The organism is Hymenobacter oligotrophus (genome assembly GCF_003574965.1).
Lineage (GTDB): Bacteria > Bacteroidota > Bacteroidia > Cytophagales > Hymenobacteraceae > Solirubrum > Solirubrum oligotrophum.
In genome coordinates this window covers 510,386-524,868 of sequence record NZ_CP032317.1, presented here as the reverse complement: position 1 = coordinate 524,868, position 14,483 = coordinate 510,386, and the positions used below count along the sequence as shown (strand labels likewise).

Below are 14,483 nucleotides of genomic sequence, written 5' to 3'. Positions count from 1 at the left end.
AGCCCGCGGCTTCAGAATGCCAAGTTTCTCCCTGAAGCTTAGCCTACGGGTGTTTGAGTTGTGCGTGGGCGTGTGCGTTAGTAGCCGTCGGCTTTGCCTAAAGAATCGGGCTTCGCAGCAGATATGTGCAGCGGCCCATACGCTATACCCGGAAATTCTGCGGATTTTTGGCGGATGAACAGCGGGCAGATAGCGCGCTGGCCTTATCGGTGAACCACGCTGCGTATGCGTCGAGTTGAGTATCTGGATAGCGTGAGGGGCTTAGCGGCCTTTTCCGTAATGATTTATCACTTTATTGGTTGGCGTTGGAGCGAGACCCTAGGTTACAAACTGGGCTCGATGGTGTTCAACGGCAGCGACGCGGTTTCGCTGTTTTTCGTGCTCAGCGGATTGGTGCTATCGTGGAAATACTTCCACCCCGACGAATCGGTTAAAATCGACGGGCCCCACTTTCGGCAGTACGTGCTCAACCGCGTGGTGCGCTTGTACGTGCCTTTTCTGGCCGCACTGGCTTTGTACTACCTCTACAACCACCGTGCCGACGACCTAGGGCTGCTGGTGCGCCAATTCGTTACCAACGAAACCCATTGGGTTGAAGAGGCTTTGCTGATCAGGGGCAAGCACGATCTGTACCTGCCGGCCTGGACGCTCGAGGTCGAAATGGTGGTGTCGTTGCTGGTGCCTTTTCTGGCCCTGCTGCTCCGCAACAGCCGCGTTATGTTCGTGAGCCTGCTGCTGGTCATCCTTGCCACCGGCGCGTTTAGTTGGGCCGTGCTGCACTTTGGGCTGGGCATGCTGCTCACGTATTATTTCCGCAACATCGAGCAGTACGACATCAAAAAGGCCCGCTGGTACCCCTACCGCTACGGCATTTACCTGCTGATTTTCGCGCTGTATTCCGTCCGGCACATTACGCGCATTTACCCCCTGGGCGACATCCCGAACTACTGGCTGAGCTTGTTCCGCCTCGATTTGTTTCACTTTACGGGATTGGCTGCGGGTGCCATTTTGGCCCTTGTCATCAACCAACCGCTGCTGCAACGCTGGCTCACTATTCGGCCGCTACTTTTCCTAGGTCGCATTTCGTATAGCCTATACCTGCTGCACTGGCTGTTCGTCATCTTCGTGATGGACCGCTGGGATTACCTCGCTTCGCTTATCGGCGGCGAGCGGCGCGTGTACTGGGTGCTGCTGTCCTTTGTGGTGGTCGGAACCCTGATTGCATCTACCGTCTTTAACATCTTGGTGGAGCGGCCGGCCATACGGCTGGGCAAAAAAGTGGCCGACCGCTTTGCCCCGAAGCCTGCGTACCAAAAGGCTGTTTAACCTGAACTTCAAGCCCCGAGCTTTTTACTGACCATGGATTACGCCAACGACCCCGAGCTGAGCGGCAAATACCTCGGCACCATTACCAAGGACTTTGCCGTAGTTGCCGACACCCTCAAGGAAGCCTCGTACCAGATTCGCCGCCGCGACATCTCCAAGCACCCCATCTTTGTGTTTGCGCGCATTCCGGTGCCTTTCGGCTCGCTGCTCATCTCGCCCGACGAGATGGAAACCGAGTGGTACGTGCTGGCCTCGTACCTCGACATTTTTGTGCAGCAAGGCGTGATTTCGCTCGAGCACATCGACGACTTTGAGCGTGCCTACAAAGACCCCGACGAGTTCTGCTGCCTGTTCGTGGTCGATGGTGAGTTCACGAAGTTCGTCTTCGTGCCGTACCCCGAAGACTAAGGTCACGGCCAGTTACGCGCCGCCAAACAACCTGCAAGCCGCCGAGTTCGAAGGGTTTTTTCCCGGACTCGGCGGCTTTTTTCGGCGCTTGATGGGAATGATGGCCTTAAACCGGGCATCCGCGGCGGTGCTTTGGGCATGTTTCACCCCCAAAACCGCCTTGCCATGTTACGATCCAGCGCTTGCGCCGCTGCCCTATTGGTCAGCTTGTTGAGCTTCGCTACTCCCCATCAGGCTCCGGCCCAACGCACGCCCACAGCTGCCGCCCCCGAGCTGGCCGAGCTGATAGATGTGCGTCTGCTAACCGCCGATTTCTACGACAAACAAGTATTTCTGCTGGGCGAAGCCCACGGCGTACAAAAACCGCAGGAACTGGACTTTGCCCTACTCAAGCACCTAAACCAGCGCCTGGGCCTGCGCTACTACCTGGCCGAAGTAGATCAGCCCAAGGCTTACTACCTGAACGAGTACCTGCGCACCGGCGACGAAGCCCAGCTCAAGCGCGTGTTCCGCAGCTGGGTGCAGCAGCACCAGCAGTGGGGCAACCGCGACTTTTACCAGAAGGTGCAGCGCATCCGGCAGCTCAACCAAAGCCTGCCGCGGGCCCGGCGTATTCGCTTTGTGGGCATCGATGGCTTGCAGGATTTTTCGCTGGCCGGCGAGTTTCTGGCCCTGCGTGCCCGCAGCCAGCCGCTGCCCGTGGCCCTGCAACTCCGCCTCGATTCGGTTGCGCACCACCTGCGCCTAGGTCGGCCTGAGGTTGCCCAGGCCGCGCGGGCGCTGGAGCACCTAGGCCACACCCCGTCGGCCCGCCTGGCTCCTTTGTACAACGAGCTGCGCCACTTGCTCACCAACGTAGCCTATGCTGGGCGCAAACCGGGCGGGCGCGAAGATGTGCTGCACGCCAACTTTCTGGCTTTGTACCAACAGCTTAACCTGGCCAACGAAAAACTTTACGGCATGTGGGGCCTGGCGCACGTGCTGCAGGGCCCTATTCAGCGGGCCGCGCTGCCCTTGGCCGCCCGCCTGCAGCAGGCACCCTCGCCGGTTAAGGCCCGGGTGGTGTCGTTGCTGTGCACGTACTCCGGCTGCCGCATGATGTACCCCAGCCAGGGCTTGCCGGCGGCCTGGCGCACGCCCGGGCAGCCCTTCACCAGCACCGACAAATTCAACCACGATGGGCCGCTGGTGCGCGTGGTTGGAATTGATTCGCTGAAAGCGGCTTCGCGCCCGAGCGCCGTTACGCTGTTCCCGACAGCCAACTTTGGCCGGCCCTTGCAGGTAACCTACGCCCCGCAAATGCCGCCCGAGCAACAAATGCGCCTCGACGACCGGTTGCCAGCGGCAGCTTATGTTCAATATTTGCTGCTGGTGCGCGACTCCGACATGACCCAACCGCTGCTGCCCTAGATGCTCCCAACCTCCCGCGTGGCCCTGGCTACCTCCCGCTTGTTTAACCTAGCCGCCGCGGCGCCCGCCCGCACCGATTGGCGCACCACCGCCGGCTACTGGCTGGTGGTGGCCCCGGTGCTGCTCGTTGCGTACCTGCAAATTGCGCCCTGGCCGCGCGCGTTGGCCGGTACGCTGTTCAGCGTGTTGCTCGATACGGCCACCGTGTACGGCCTGCTTTTTGGGCTGCTGCCGCAGGCGCTGGCAGGCCGCTGGCGCCAAGTAGCGCTCCTGGCCCTAGGTTATTTGGGCCTGATGGGCTTATGCTACCACTTCGGGTTCAACCTTATTTTGCGCACCCAATGGCCACTGAGCCCGTTGGGCCTGCTGAGCGCCGTCATCAACCACGCCCGCAGTTACGCGCTGCTGGGCGTGGTGCTGGCCGGCAAGCGTTACTACGATACCCAGCAGCGGTACCTAGGGGCTCAAAAAGCCCAGGCCGAAAGCGAGTTGCGCCGCCTTAAAGCCCAGCTCGACCCGCATTTTCTGTTCAACAACCTCAACGTGCTGGGGGTGCTCATCCTACGCGACCCCAGCACGGCCAGCGACTACCTGCGCCGGTTTGCGGCCCTGTACCGCTACCTCATCCGCCACAAAGACGACTACCTCGTGCCCTTGGCCGATGAGCTGGCCTTTGCCGAGGAATACCTGTACCTGCTGCGGCAGCGCTTCGGCGAAGCCTACGTGCTGGTGCCCGAACCGGCGCCCGGCTTCGATGCCCAGGCGCGGTACGTGGTGCCGGGCACCTTGCAGCTGCTCATCGAAAACGCCATCAAACACAATTGCGCCGACGACGAGGACCCGCTGATTATTCGGCTGCAACTTGGTACCGAAGCCCTTACGGCCAGCAACTTGCTGCGCCCCAAGCCCGAGCCGCCCGACTCCACCGGCACCGGCCTTGCCAACCTTGCCGAGCAATACCGCTGGCTAACCGAGCGCGACATCGAGGTGACGCAAACTGCTTATTTCAGCGTGACGGTGCCTTTGGTGGCCGCCCGACCCACTCCGTTTGCCGCATGACCATACTGATCATCGAAGACGAGCTCCTGACGGCTCAGCAAATTCAGCAGTTCATTGCCGATTACGGCCTGAGCGCGGAGGTGCACACCGTGCGCAGCATTGCGCGGGCCCGGGCGTGGCTGCAGCAGCATCCCATGCCCGAGCTGGTATTTTCGGATGTGGAGCTGCTCGATGGCAACGTGTTCACGCTTTACCAGCAAGTGGCCGTTACCTGCCCTATCATTTTTATCACCGCCTACGACCAGTTTCTGCTGCAGGCATTTCAGGTCAATGGCATCGGCTACTTGCTCAAGCCGTTCGACTTCGGGCAATTTCGCGCAGCACTCGACAAATACCACGCTTTGCGCCCGGCCCCGGCGGCCCCGCCCGTGCTCACGCACGAGCTGGTGCTGGAGCTGCGGCAAGCCCTACAACACACCGCCAAAAGCTTCCGGCAGCGCTTTTCGGTGCGGCTGCGCAACACCCTGTACGTGCTGCCCGTGGAGGAAGTGGCCTACTTGCAAGCCGACGAAGGCGTGGTGCTGGCCTACGACCAACAAGGGGCCCGGCACGCGCTTACCGGCACCCTTTCGGAAATTGCCGACGAGCTGGACCCTAGGTTGTTTTTTCGCCTGAATCGCAGTGAGCTGGTCAACATCCGCTACGTGGAGCGGGCCGAGCCTTACTTTAACCACCGGCTGGCCGTGCGCATCCGCAACAGCAGCACCGTACTGGCTGCCAGTGCTGCCCTTACCCCCGCGCTGCGCAAATGGCTCGACCGCTAAGCCAGCCTCCGCGGGCTATTTGCCGAAGTGCGACCAGCCTTGCGCCCGCAGCGGCACGGCGTTGCCACCTTTGGTAGCCAAAATTGCGCCCTCCGAAGCCTCGGTAACCTTGCCGATGATGGTGATATCGGGGTGGTTTTTAAGCTTATCGAAATCGGTGAGCGGTACCGTAAAGAGCAGTTCGTAGTCTTCGCCGCCGTTGAGCACGCACATCACCGGGTCGAGGCGGAACTCGTCGGCTACGTCGTACACCTGCTGGTCGGCAGGCAGGCGGTCGGAGAATATGGTAGCGCCTACGCCCGAGGCCGCGCACAGGTGCATGATTTCGGAGGCCAGCCCGTCGGAAATATCAATCATGCTTGTGGGCACTACCTCCATGTCGTGCAGCATATGCACCACATCCATGCGGGCTTCGGGCCGAAGCTGGCGCTGCACCACGTAGTCGTAGGCGGCCAGGTTGGGCTGCGTTTCGGGGTCGGCGAGGTAGGCTTGCTTTTCGCGCTCCAGAATTTGCAAGCCGAGGTAGGCACCGCCTAGGTCGCCGGTTACGCAAATGAGGTCGTTTACTTTGGCACCGCTGCGGCGCACGGCTTTGCCGCGGGCCACCGTACCCATGGCCGTAACCGAAATAACCAAACCCGCGCGCGAGGCCGTGGTATCACCGCCAATCACATCCACGCGGTAGGCCTCGCTGGCCAGGCGCACGCCTTCGTAAAACTCCTGCACCGCCTCCACCGAGAAACGCGCCGGCAAGGCCAGGCTCACGGTAATTTGGGTGGGCAGCGCGTTCATGGCGGCAATGTCCGATACGTTTACGGCCACGGCTTTGTAGCCTAGGTGCTTCAGCGGGCAAAACATCAGATCGAAATGCACGCCTTCCACGAGCAAATCGGTGCTGACGACCACCTCGTGCTCGGCGGGCGGCGCCACAATGGCTGCGTCGTCGCCGATGCCGAGCACCGTGCTGGGTTGGTGCAGCGTAATGGTATCTTGGATCAGGCGAATCAGGCCGATTTCGCCGACTTGATTAAGCGGGGTGACTTGTTCTGACATAACGGTAGCACTACGGTGCAAGGGGCGCAAAGGTAGCCTGTGTCGGCAGTTTTGCGCGAAAACCTGCCCCTTCGGCGCTCAGTAGCAACCATTGGCTTTGGCTATAGGGATAAATCAGCGAAACAATAGCCCAGCAAGCAGCTTAATTGTTCAGCTCGAAATACTTCATACCTTAACGCTGATGCGCCGCGCTGCTGGGTTCTGCAATCGTTTGCAAAAAAAGCAACCTGGCCTTGCTAACGAACGTTAGGAACCATACATTTGTTAGCATATAGCAAATATGGAAACTACGGCTCCTACCCTTTCGCGCAAAGCCCAGATCGACCAAACGGCCACGGCCCTGTTTCGTCGGCGCGGGTACGCTGCTACCAGCATGCGCGAGTTGGCAGCGGCCCTAGGTATCGAAGCGGGCAGCATTTACTCGCACATCCGCTCGAAGGAGGAAATTCTGCACCGCATTTGCTTCCGCTTGGCCGACGAGTTTATGGCCGGTTTGCGCCACGCCACGGCCGATGCGTCGGCTTCGGCGGCCACGCAGCTGCGCCGCGCCATCGAGAGCCACGTGCGCGTGCTCATTCACGATGCCGATGCCTCGGTGGTGTTTCTGCACGAGTGGCGCCACCTTAGCGAGCCGGCGTTGTCGGAGTTTCTGAAGCTGCGCCACGACTACGAAGCCGCTTACCGCGAGCTGATTGCCCGCGGGGTAGAAGCCGACGAGCTGCAAACCCCCGACCCTGCTTTTGCGGCGCTTACCCTGTTTGCCAGCCTTACGTGGTTGCCCAACTGGTACCGCCCGGGCGGCAAGCTCGGGCCCGATCAAATTGCCGAGCGCTTAACCGATCAGCTTTTGGGCGGTTTAGCCAAGTAATCCCTTTCGTCAACACCCACACCCACCATACCATGTACGGTTCCGTCAGCACCCACGATATCCCGGCGCAGGCTACTACCGGCCTCGAGAACGAAGACCCGCAACTGCTGGCCGAGTTTGAGGCCCGCATTGCCCGCGGCGAGAAAATCGAGCCCGACGACTACATGCCGGCGCTCTACCGCAAGCAGCTCATTCGCATGATTGAGCAGCACGCGCACTCCGAAATTATCGGTTCGTTGCCGGAAGGTACCTGGATTACCCGCGCACCGGGCTTCCGCCGCAAAATGGCCCAAATGGCCAAAGTGCAGGACGAGGTGGGCCACGCGCAGCTGCTGTACTCGGCGGCCGAAACCCTAGGTAAGACGCGCGAGGAGATGATTACGGACCTGATCAACGGCAAGTCGAAGTACTCCAACGTCTTCAACTACCCCACGCCAACCTGGGCCGACTCGAACGTGATTTCGTGGCTGATTGACGCCGGCGCCATCGTAAACCAGATGGCCAACGCCAAAGGCTCGTACGGCCCCTACTGCCGCGCTCTGGAGCGGATTTGCGCCGAGGAGTCGTTTCACCTGAAGTACGGCCACGATGCCGTGGTGCACATGGCCACCGGCACGCCCACGCAGCGCCGCATGATGCAGGAGGCCCTGAACCGTTGGTGGCCGCCCATCATGACGTTCTTCGGGCCGGCCGATAAAATGAGCCAGCACACCGAAATCCTGATGCGCTGGAAAGTGAAGATGGCCTCGAACGACGATTGCCGCCAGCAGTTCCTCGACATGTACGTGCCGAAGATTCTGGAAATCGGCCTTACCATTCCCGACCCCAAGCTGCGCAAGAACGAAGAAACCGGCAAGTGGGAGTACACCGAGCCGGATTGGGACGAGCTGCGCCGCGTGATTAACGGCGACGGCCCCTGCAACAAAGAACGGTTGGCGGTACGCCGCGCCGCCGAAGAAAACGGAGCCTGGGTACGCCGGGCTCTGCAGGCCAAGCAGCAAGCCGCCAAGCACGTGCGGCCCCTGGCCTAAGCATTTGTCGTTGATCGTTTACGGGCCGCATTCCCGTTCCTACATCCCGCCCGGGCCGGTAAACGATCAGCGGTAGATGTTCGCTGCCACGAGCGCGGCGGGGCTTCCAAACCTGCATTCCCCCAGCATTTCCCCGAACTCGGAAGCCCTGCTGCTGCTCTGCGCTACTGCGAATGTGTAATTGAGTGAACGAGCGAAGTTGCCGTTGGCCTCACCCCCGTTTCTACTCATTCACTCATTTGCTCATTCACTTATCCCCCGCAATGCTTACCTCCCTCGACCCTCGTATTACGCGCTTGCACCTGCCCGATGCGCCCCCATCCATCGAGCCCAAAGAAGCGTTCGACCAGTTTGAAACGTACGAGGCGTTCCACCAGAAAAAAGACGGCACCGCTTTCACGTACGTGGGGCCAGTACACGCCCCCACGGCCGATGTAGCGTTCTTGTTTGCCAAAGAGCAGTACAGCCGTCGTTTTCCGTGCACGGGCATGTGGGTAGCGCCTACGCGGGCCATCAGCCTTACGCGCTACGTGGGCGATACGGAGTCGGTGTACGACTTCGTTACCGAGCAGCTGCCCGCGCAAGCCGGCCCCGAGCCCGACGAGAGCGTGCAACAGGCCGAAGCCTACGCCCGCGGCGAGGAGGATTACGCCATTTTCCATCTGAAAAAGCGCGGCAAAGCGCACGTGCACGCAGGCATGGTGCGCGCCGCCTCGCCCGAAGAAGCCCTGCTGCAAGCCAAGGCTGTTTTTGGTGAGCAGCGCCCCGTGGTAAACGTGTGGGTGGTGCGCTGGGCCGATGTGCTGACTTCTGACGAGGACGACCGCGACATCTGGAGCACCACGCCCGAGAAGAAGTACCGCGATGCCATTGCCTACAAAGTGCAAGACCGCATCGACCGCTTTAAGCTGGAGGGTAACAAGTAGAGGGGTAACAGGAAACACGTTTCGCCTCCGCATACTTTCTCGCTTGTTACATGTTACTTGTAACCCAACAAATGAACACCACCGCGCTCAAAGACCTGCTTTACCGCCTCGCCGACGACCAGTTGATCCTGGGTCACCGCAACTCCGAGTGGAACGGCCTGGGTCCGATTCTGGAAGAGGACATTGCCTTCTCGTCGATGGCGCAGGACAAGCTGGGCCACTCGCTGCAGCTCTACACCTTGCTGCACAACCTAGGCGAGGCGGAGCCCGACACGGTGGCGTTTACGCGCAACGCGCCGCAGTTTCACTGCACCCAACTGGTGGAGTTGCCCATCGGCGACTACGCCTTTAGCCTCGTCCGCCACTTCCTCTACGACCACGCCGAGCTGCTGCGTTTCCAGCTGCTGACCACGAGCTCTTACGAGCCGCTGGCACAGGTTGCCCGCAAGCTGAAGGGCGAGCTGAAGTACCACGTGCTGCACGCCAACACTTGGGTGAAGCAGTTGGGCACCAGCACCGAAGAAGCCATTGAAAAGCTACAAACGGCGCTGAACGAAACCCTCCCCTTCGCCCTAGGTCTGTTCGAGAAAACCGAGCACGAGGAAGCCATTATGGCCGATGGCATTTTTGCCGGCGAAGACGAGCTGAGAGCCCAGTGGCTTGAGAGCATCAGCAAAGTGCTGGCGCAAACCAATTTGGAGCTGCCCGACCTGGCCACGGTTGCGCCCGTATTCGGCGGCCGCAACGGCGAGCATACCGAGCACCTGCAACCCCTGCTCGACGAAATGGCCGAGGTATTCCGCCTCGACCCCACGGCCGACTGGTAGGCCAAACCGCTACCTGCTCCTGCTGTTTGCCCTACTACCTAGGGCAACTAATTCCTGGCCATTCTCCGTTCTGCCCTCGGTTATGAATCAGTCGCAGCAAAGCTCATCAGCACCCGATAAGGCCACCATCCTGGAGTGGCTGGAGGTGGTTACCGACCCTGAAATTCCTACGGTGTCGCTCGTCGACCTAGGGGTGATTCGCGATGTGCGCGTGGCCGACGACGGCTACGTAACCGTGCGCATGACGCCGACCTTCTCGGGCTGCCCGGCCATGGACTACATGCAACGCGACGTAGAGCGCGTGCTGCGGGAGCACGGTGTAGAGCGGTTCGGGGTGGAAATGTCGCTCGAAGAAGCCTGGAGCAGCAACTGGGTAACCGAGCGCGGACGTGCCGCCCTCAAGGCCCACCGCCTTTCGCCGCCGCCTATGCACCAAGGCATCGTCGATTTGGATATTCTGGAGTACGCCGAGTGCCCTAACTGCGGCAGCCACAACACCACGCTGCGCAGCCCGTTTGGGCCCACGCTTTGCCGGGCTTTGCACTATTGCAACGATTGCCGCCAGGGCTTCGAGCAGTTCAAGCCCGTATAAGTTCGGATTTTGCCTTGCCGCTACCAATTCGGGGAATATTCGGGCCTTTTCTTGCGTTCTAGCTGCTATGCGTAAACTGCTGACCTTACTTCCGCTGGCAATGTTGCTGGCGGCGGCCTCGTGCCGCAAAACCGCCGACAACTCCGCCCCTACCGCAGCCATCGACCCGACTTCGCCCGCGGCGGCGCGCGCCCAATTGGAGGTGCTGCGCGATACCGTTAACTCGCGCTGGAAGCAGATGATGAACAGCGACAACCAGAAACTGGTGGCAACCACTGCCGTGTTGGCCGAGCTGCAGCGTTTGCCCGGCACCAACGCCGCGCAGGCAAAACAACTCGCCCAGGCCAACGAACGCTTGCTGGGCCTGCGTTACGATCAGCAAACCATGTCGGCTTCGGAGCGCATCGATGCCTACGACCTCGCGCAGGACTCGGTGCTGCAAGCGGTGTATACGCTGGCCCAACCCCACTACGATAACAACCAGGACGTGCAGTCGCTAACCGAAACCATTAAGGTGGCCGATAGCGAGGTGGCTGGCTACCGGGTGCGCTACGACCAGGCCGTGAAGCGCTACAACAGCTATATTCAGCTGCACGAGCAAGCCCTCAAGAAAGCGGGCCGCAAATACGCCAAGCTGCAGCCGCTGCCGCTGTTCGAGCTGAAGTACTGACCTAGGGCAACAAAATTCGGAGGTGGCTATGCAACCCAGGCATGGGCGCGTGTACTCCTAGGTACACACTTGTTTCAGCCTAATTTGCTACGCCCATGCGCCGACCTGCCCTTTGGATGTTTGCCTTGCTCCTGACGCAAGCCGCATTTACTTGCGACAAGGAGAACCCAGAACCCACCAACTGCGAGGACTGCACCACCCTCGCCACCGTTCGCGACCTGAAAGGCCTCGATGGGTGCGGCTACGTGCTCGAGCTGCCCGACGGCAAGCGCCTCGAGCCTTCGGGAAAGTTGTGGCAAGATTTGGCAAAGCAAGACGGCGCCAAAGTAAAAGTTAGCTACGAGCCAGAACCGCGCGCGAGCATCTGCATGGTGGGCGAAACCGTGAAAGTAACCTGCCTTCGCAGACTGCAATCGACCGGCAACTAACCAAGAGCCAACTCATCACTACCTTTAGCATAATACAGCAAAAAGCCCGAACCATGCTTGGTCCGGGCTTTTTGCTTTGCTGGTTGAAAGGTGCAATCTACAGCTGCGCCATCTCCTGCCGCACAAAGTCGGCGAGGCTGCGCAAGTATTCGGTGCTGAAATCGAAACGGATGCCGGCGGCTTCGTAAATCTCGCCGATGGTAGCGGTGTACCCTAGGGCTAGGGCGCGCTTATAAGCCTCGAGGCCAGCTTGCGGATCGTGGCGGAAATTACGCCACACGGCAATGGCTCCCAGCTGCGCCATGGCGTACTCGATGTAGTAGAACGGCACTTCGTAGAGGTGCAGTTGCTTTTGCCACAGCCACGGCTTGTAGGCCTCAATGCTTTCCCAGCTGACCGTCCGTTGGTTGAACTCATCGAAAATCTCTACCCACTTAGCTTGGCGCTCGGCCGGGCTGTGTTGTGGGTTTTCGTACACCCAGTGCTGAAACTTATCGATGGTCGCCACCCACGGGAAAGTTTCGAGTACGCTCTCGAGGTGGGTTTTCTTGGCGCGGCGCAGTTCGTCGTCGCCCGCGAAGAACACGTCCCAGTGGTCCATCGAAATCAGCTCCATCGACATCGAAGCCAACTCGGCTACTTCGCTCGGCGGGTGCTTATCGGCGCCCATGGGCAAACGGCGCGTCAGGAAGGAGTGCACTGCGTGGCCGCCCTCGTGCAGCATGGTAATCACGTCGCGCAACGACGAGGTGGCGTTCATGAAAATAAACGGCACGCCGGTTTCGTCGAGCGGGTAATTGTAGCCACCGGGCGCTTTGCCCTTGCGCGACTCTAGGTCGAGGTGGCCCATGTCGCGCATGGTAGTCAGGCAGTCGCCCAAGAAGGGGTCGAGGCGCTGGAAAACGGTAATGGTTTTGCCCAGCAACTCCTGCCCGGTTTCGAACGGGCGCAACGGCGTTTTGCCGGAGGGGTCTACGTCGAGGTCCCAGGGGCGCAGTTCGGCAAGCCCTAGGTCGTGGCGGCGGTGCTGGTCAATTTCGTCGATGAGGGGCACCACCGTTTCGCGAATGGCCGCGTGAAAAGCGTAGCAGTCCTCGGGAGTGTAGTCGAAACGACCTAGGGCCGCGAACATGTAGTCGCGGAAGTTCGGGAAGTCAGCGTTCAGGGCCATGCGGTGGCGCAAGCCAACCAGCTCGGTAAAAAGCCCGTCGAGCTTTTGCGCGTCCTGAACGCGGCGGTCTTGCACGGCGCGCCAAGCCTCTTCGCGCTTGGCCCGGTTCAGGTCTTTAAGGCGGTCGGCGGCCCGCTGCAGCGTCATTTCTTCGCCCTCGAGGGTCACCGTCATGGCGCCCACGGTGGCGGCGTACTCTTGCTGCTTGGTGCTGATTTCGGTTTTAAGCGGAATGTTCTCGGCCCGGTAAATTTCCAGGGCGCGGCGCACCGAACGCAGGAAAATGCGGTACCGCTCCTGGCTTAGTTCGTTGATGTAGGGCGAGGCAACCAGCTTCTCGTTGAGGGCATGATCGTAAGGGGCAGCATTCGGTTCGATCTGGCTTACGAAGTACTGAAACGCTTCGGAGCGGTGCTGGTCCTGGGTGTCGCACGTCATGCGAATGTAGCGCCACGCCAAGTCTTCGCTCAGCACCGATTCGAGTTCGGAGCGGTCGAGCAGCCACGCTTCCAGTTCCTCGGCATTGTTTACCGGCCGGTCGCGTAGCTCAACAAAATACGGCTCGAGCGCGGCCCAATCGGTTACGGCAAATGCCTCGGGCAAGTACCGGCGGGGCGGCCGGGTGGGCGCCGTAACGTCGGCGGTAAGTTCCGGAAGGGAGTAAATCATGGGCGAGAAAGCAGCAGCAAAAGTTTCGCAGCAACAAATTATGTACCTACGCAGATTACGCCTCGAAGGCCGGGCGGCCGGGCGCGAAATCTATTATACGCCCGGCTCCCAAATAAGCGCAGGTAATTACCCGATTTCGATGACCACGTCGTTGGTGAGCGGGTGCCCCACGCACACCAGCACGTAGCCTTGCTTGAGCTCGGAGTCGGACAGGCCCTCGCGCTCGTCGAGGTGCACTTTGCCCGACAGGCACTTGCCGCGGCAAGCCGTGCACAGGCCAGCTTGGCAGCTGTACGGCAGGTCGATGTCTTGGTCGAGGGCGGTTTCCAGAATGGTTTTGCCAGCCGGTACTTCCAGCACATAATCGGTGCCTTCGTACTGAATCGTGACTTTGCGCGCCACGATTTCGTCCGAGTCGTCGGCCGAAACGGAGCCGTGGCCGCCGGGTTGGGCGGCAGCGGTTTCGGCGGAGTCGGCCGAGGCCACAAAACTTTCCCGGAAGATCTGGTTGCCCGGCACACCTAGGAGTTCCAGCGCGGCTTTGGCCTCGCTCATCATGCCTTCGGGGCCGCACATGTAGTATTCGGCCTTGTCGGCGGGCTGCTGCTGGCGCTTTTCCAGAATGCGCAGCAGCATGGTGCGGTTGAGGCGGCCCGAGTGCTGGTGCGGCGCTACCGGTTTGGTAGGCTGGCTGAACACGTGCTCCACCTGCAAGCGGCCGGCGTATTGTTGCTCGAGGTCGGCCAGCTGCTGTTTGAAGATTACCGATTCTTCGTTGCGGTTGCCGTACACGAGCAGCACTTGGCTTTGCGGCTCCTGCTGCAGCACCGATTTCAGAATCGACATGAGCGGCGTGATGCCCGAACCCGCCCCAATAAGCACCAGCGAGCGGGCCGTGCCGGGGTTGCACTGCACCGTGAAGTTGCCCATAGGCACCATGGCTTCCATGGTTTGGCCCACTTGCACGTTATCGAGCAAGTAGTTGCTTACGAGGCCTCCGGCTACGCGCTTTACGGTTACCGACAGGCGCGGCGCTTCGCCCGGCGTGCTGCTGAGCGAGTAAGAGCGGCGCTCGGGGCGGCTGCCCGAGCCACAGGGCACTATGAGCGTGAGAAACTGGCCGGGCTGGCAAGCCACGGCCTGGCGGTCGGCACGCTCGAGGTGGATGGTGATGGCGTCGTCGGTTTCGCGGGTAAGCTCGACAACATTCAGGGTCAGATACGGACTTGTACTCATGCGGTTCTCGGCCAGTGAAAGGCGTTCGAAAACAAGGTTCGGTGG

General features: G+C 60.6%; 15 protein-coding genes. 12 read left to right on the top strand and 3 right to left on the bottom strand.

From position 1 onward, the window contains the following. Positions 1-225: 225 nt before the first annotated feature. The 5 genes from D3Y59_RS02180 to D3Y59_RS02160 all read left to right on the top strand — a co-directional run bounded on the left by D3Y59_RS02180 (position 226) and on the right by D3Y59_RS02160 (position 4,967). Entirely contained in the window at positions 226-1,326 is a 1,101-nt protein-coding gene (locus D3Y59_RS02180; RefSeq protein ID WP_119443552.1) for an acyltransferase family protein, read from the top strand. A gap of 33 nt (positions 1,327-1,359) precedes the next feature. Further along, complete coding sequence (locus D3Y59_RS02175; protein WP_119443551.1) at positions 1,360-1,734, top strand: hypothetical protein; 375 nt, start codon at positions 1,360-1,362, stop codon at positions 1,732-1,734. A 165-nt stretch (positions 1,735-1,899) separates the two neighbouring features. Continuing rightward, positions 1,900-3,144, top strand: a complete 1,245-nt coding sequence (locus tag D3Y59_RS02170) for an erythromycin esterase family protein (protein WP_162910486.1) — start codon at positions 1,900-1,902, stop codon at positions 3,142-3,144. Further along, positions 3,145-4,203 (top strand): sensor histidine kinase, encoded by a 1,059-nt coding sequence (locus D3Y59_RS02165; protein WP_119443549.1) that lies wholly within the window; start codon positions 3,145-3,147, stop codon positions 4,201-4,203. It begins immediately after the preceding gene. Then, positions 4,200-4,967, top strand: coding sequence for a LytR/AlgR family response regulator transcription factor (locus D3Y59_RS02160; RefSeq protein WP_119443548.1), 768 nt, complete (start codon positions 4,200-4,202; stop codon positions 4,965-4,967). Before D3Y59_RS02165 ends, D3Y59_RS02160 begins: the two co-directional genes overlap by 4 nt. 15 nt (positions 4,968-4,982) lie before the next feature. Here D3Y59_RS02160 and thiL read toward each other — a convergent pair whose 3' ends face one another. After that, a complete protein-coding gene (thiL, locus tag D3Y59_RS02155) occupies positions 4,983-6,020 on the bottom strand; it encodes a thiamine-phosphate kinase (RefSeq protein WP_119443547.1) in 1,038 nt (345 codons plus the stop codon). Between the two features lie 280 nt (positions 6,021-6,300). On the opposite strand from thiL, the gene D3Y59_RS02150 reads away from it, so the two are divergent. The 7 genes from D3Y59_RS02150 (at position 6,301) to D3Y59_RS02120 (ending at position 11,362) form a co-directional block, all read left to right on the top strand. Continuing rightward, positions 6,301-6,888, top strand: a complete 588-nt coding sequence (locus D3Y59_RS02150; RefSeq protein WP_119443546.1) for a TetR/AcrR family transcriptional regulator — start codon at positions 6,301-6,303, stop codon at positions 6,886-6,888. A gap of 32 nt (positions 6,889-6,920) precedes the next feature. Continuing rightward, positions 6,921-7,919, top strand: a complete 999-nt coding sequence (paaA, locus tag D3Y59_RS02145; protein ID WP_119443545.1) for a 1,2-phenylacetyl-CoA epoxidase subunit PaaA — start codon at positions 6,921-6,923, stop codon at positions 7,917-7,919. 263 nt (positions 7,920-8,182) lie between these two features. After that, entirely contained in the window at positions 8,183-8,845 is a 663-nt protein-coding gene (locus D3Y59_RS02140) for a phenylacetic acid degradation b (protein ID WP_119443544.1), read from the top strand. Between the two features lie 71 nt (positions 8,846-8,916). After that, on the top strand, positions 8,917-9,672 hold the full coding sequence (gene paaC, locus D3Y59_RS02135) for a 1,2-phenylacetyl-CoA epoxidase subunit PaaC (RefSeq protein ID WP_119443543.1): 756 nt from the start codon (positions 8,917-8,919) through the stop codon (positions 9,670-9,672). An 82-nt stretch (positions 9,673-9,754) separates the two neighbouring features. Next, a complete protein-coding gene (paaD, locus tag D3Y59_RS02130; RefSeq protein WP_119443542.1) occupies positions 9,755-10,264 on the top strand; it encodes a 1,2-phenylacetyl-CoA epoxidase subunit PaaD in 510 nt (169 codons plus the stop codon). Between the two features lie 67 nt (positions 10,265-10,331). After that, on the top strand, positions 10,332-10,934 hold the full coding sequence (locus D3Y59_RS02125; RefSeq protein WP_162910485.1) for a hypothetical protein: 603 nt from the start codon (positions 10,332-10,334) through the stop codon (positions 10,932-10,934). 95 nt (positions 10,935-11,029) lie between these two features. After that, positions 11,030-11,362: a hypothetical protein gene (locus tag D3Y59_RS02120; protein WP_162910484.1), complete on the top strand. Its 333-nt coding sequence runs from the start codon at positions 11,030-11,032 to the stop codon at positions 11,360-11,362. Positions 11,363-11,459: 97 nt separating this feature from the next. On the opposite strand, the gene D3Y59_RS02115 is transcribed toward D3Y59_RS02120, so the two are convergent. Then, complete coding sequence (locus tag D3Y59_RS02115; protein WP_119443539.1) at positions 11,460-13,202, bottom strand: M3 family oligoendopeptidase; 1,743 nt, start codon at positions 13,200-13,202, stop codon at positions 11,460-11,462. Positions 13,203-13,328: 126 nt separating this feature from the next. Continuing rightward, a complete protein-coding gene (locus tag D3Y59_RS02110) occupies positions 13,329-14,438 on the bottom strand; it encodes a ferredoxin--NADP reductase (RefSeq protein WP_119446284.1) in 1,110 nt (369 codons plus the stop codon). Positions 14,439-14,483 lie beyond the last annotated feature (45 nt).

Excerpts from the sequence above, each read along its gene's own strand:
- paaC (WP_119443543.1), top strand. The coding sequence starts at position 8,917 with ATGAACACCACCGCGCTCAAAGACCTGCTTTACCGCCTCGCCGACGAC.
- D3Y59_RS02165 (WP_119443549.1), top strand. The coding sequence starts at position 3,145 with ATGCTCCCAACCTCCCGCGTGGCCCTGGCTACCTCCCGCTTGTTTAAC.
- D3Y59_RS02125 (WP_162910485.1), top strand. The coding sequence starts at position 10,332 with ATGCGTAAACTGCTGACCTTACTTCCGCTGGCAATGTTGCTGGCGGCG.
- D3Y59_RS02120 (WP_162910484.1), top strand. The coding sequence starts at position 11,030 with ATGCGCCGACCTGCCCTTTGGATGTTTGCCTTGCTCCTGACGCAAGCC.
- paaA (WP_119443545.1), top strand. The coding sequence starts at position 6,921 with ATGTACGGTTCCGTCAGCACCCACGATATCCCGGCGCAGGCTACTACC.
- D3Y59_RS02140 (WP_119443544.1), top strand. The coding sequence starts at position 8,183 with ATGCTTACCTCCCTCGACCCTCGTATTACGCGCTTGCACCTGCCCGAT.
- D3Y59_RS02175 (WP_119443551.1), top strand. The coding sequence starts at position 1,360 with ATGGATTACGCCAACGACCCCGAGCTGAGCGGCAAATACCTCGGCACC.
- D3Y59_RS02170 (WP_162910486.1), top strand. The coding sequence starts at position 1,900 with ATGTTACGATCCAGCGCTTGCGCCGCTGCCCTATTGGTCAGCTTGTTG.
- D3Y59_RS02180 (WP_119443552.1), top strand. The coding sequence starts at position 226 with ATGCGTCGAGTTGAGTATCTGGATAGCGTGAGGGGCTTAGCGGCCTTT.
- D3Y59_RS02150 (WP_119443546.1), top strand. The coding sequence starts at position 6,301 with ATGGAAACTACGGCTCCTACCCTTTCGCGCAAAGCCCAGATCGACCAA.
- D3Y59_RS02110 (WP_119446284.1), bottom strand. The coding sequence starts at position 14,438 with ATGAGTACAAGTCCGTATCTGACCCTGAATGTTGTCGAGCTTACCCGC.
- paaD (WP_119443542.1), top strand. The coding sequence starts at position 9,755 with ATGAATCAGTCGCAGCAAAGCTCATCAGCACCCGATAAGGCCACCATC.
- D3Y59_RS02160 (WP_119443548.1), top strand. The coding sequence starts at position 4,200 with ATGACCATACTGATCATCGAAGACGAGCTCCTGACGGCTCAGCAAATT.
- D3Y59_RS02115 (WP_119443539.1), bottom strand. The coding sequence starts at position 13,202 with ATGATTTACTCCCTTCCGGAACTTACCGCCGACGTTACGGCGCCCACC.
- thiL (WP_119443547.1), bottom strand. The coding sequence starts at position 6,020 with ATGTCAGAACAAGTCACCCCGCTTAATCAAGTCGGCGAAATCGGCCTG.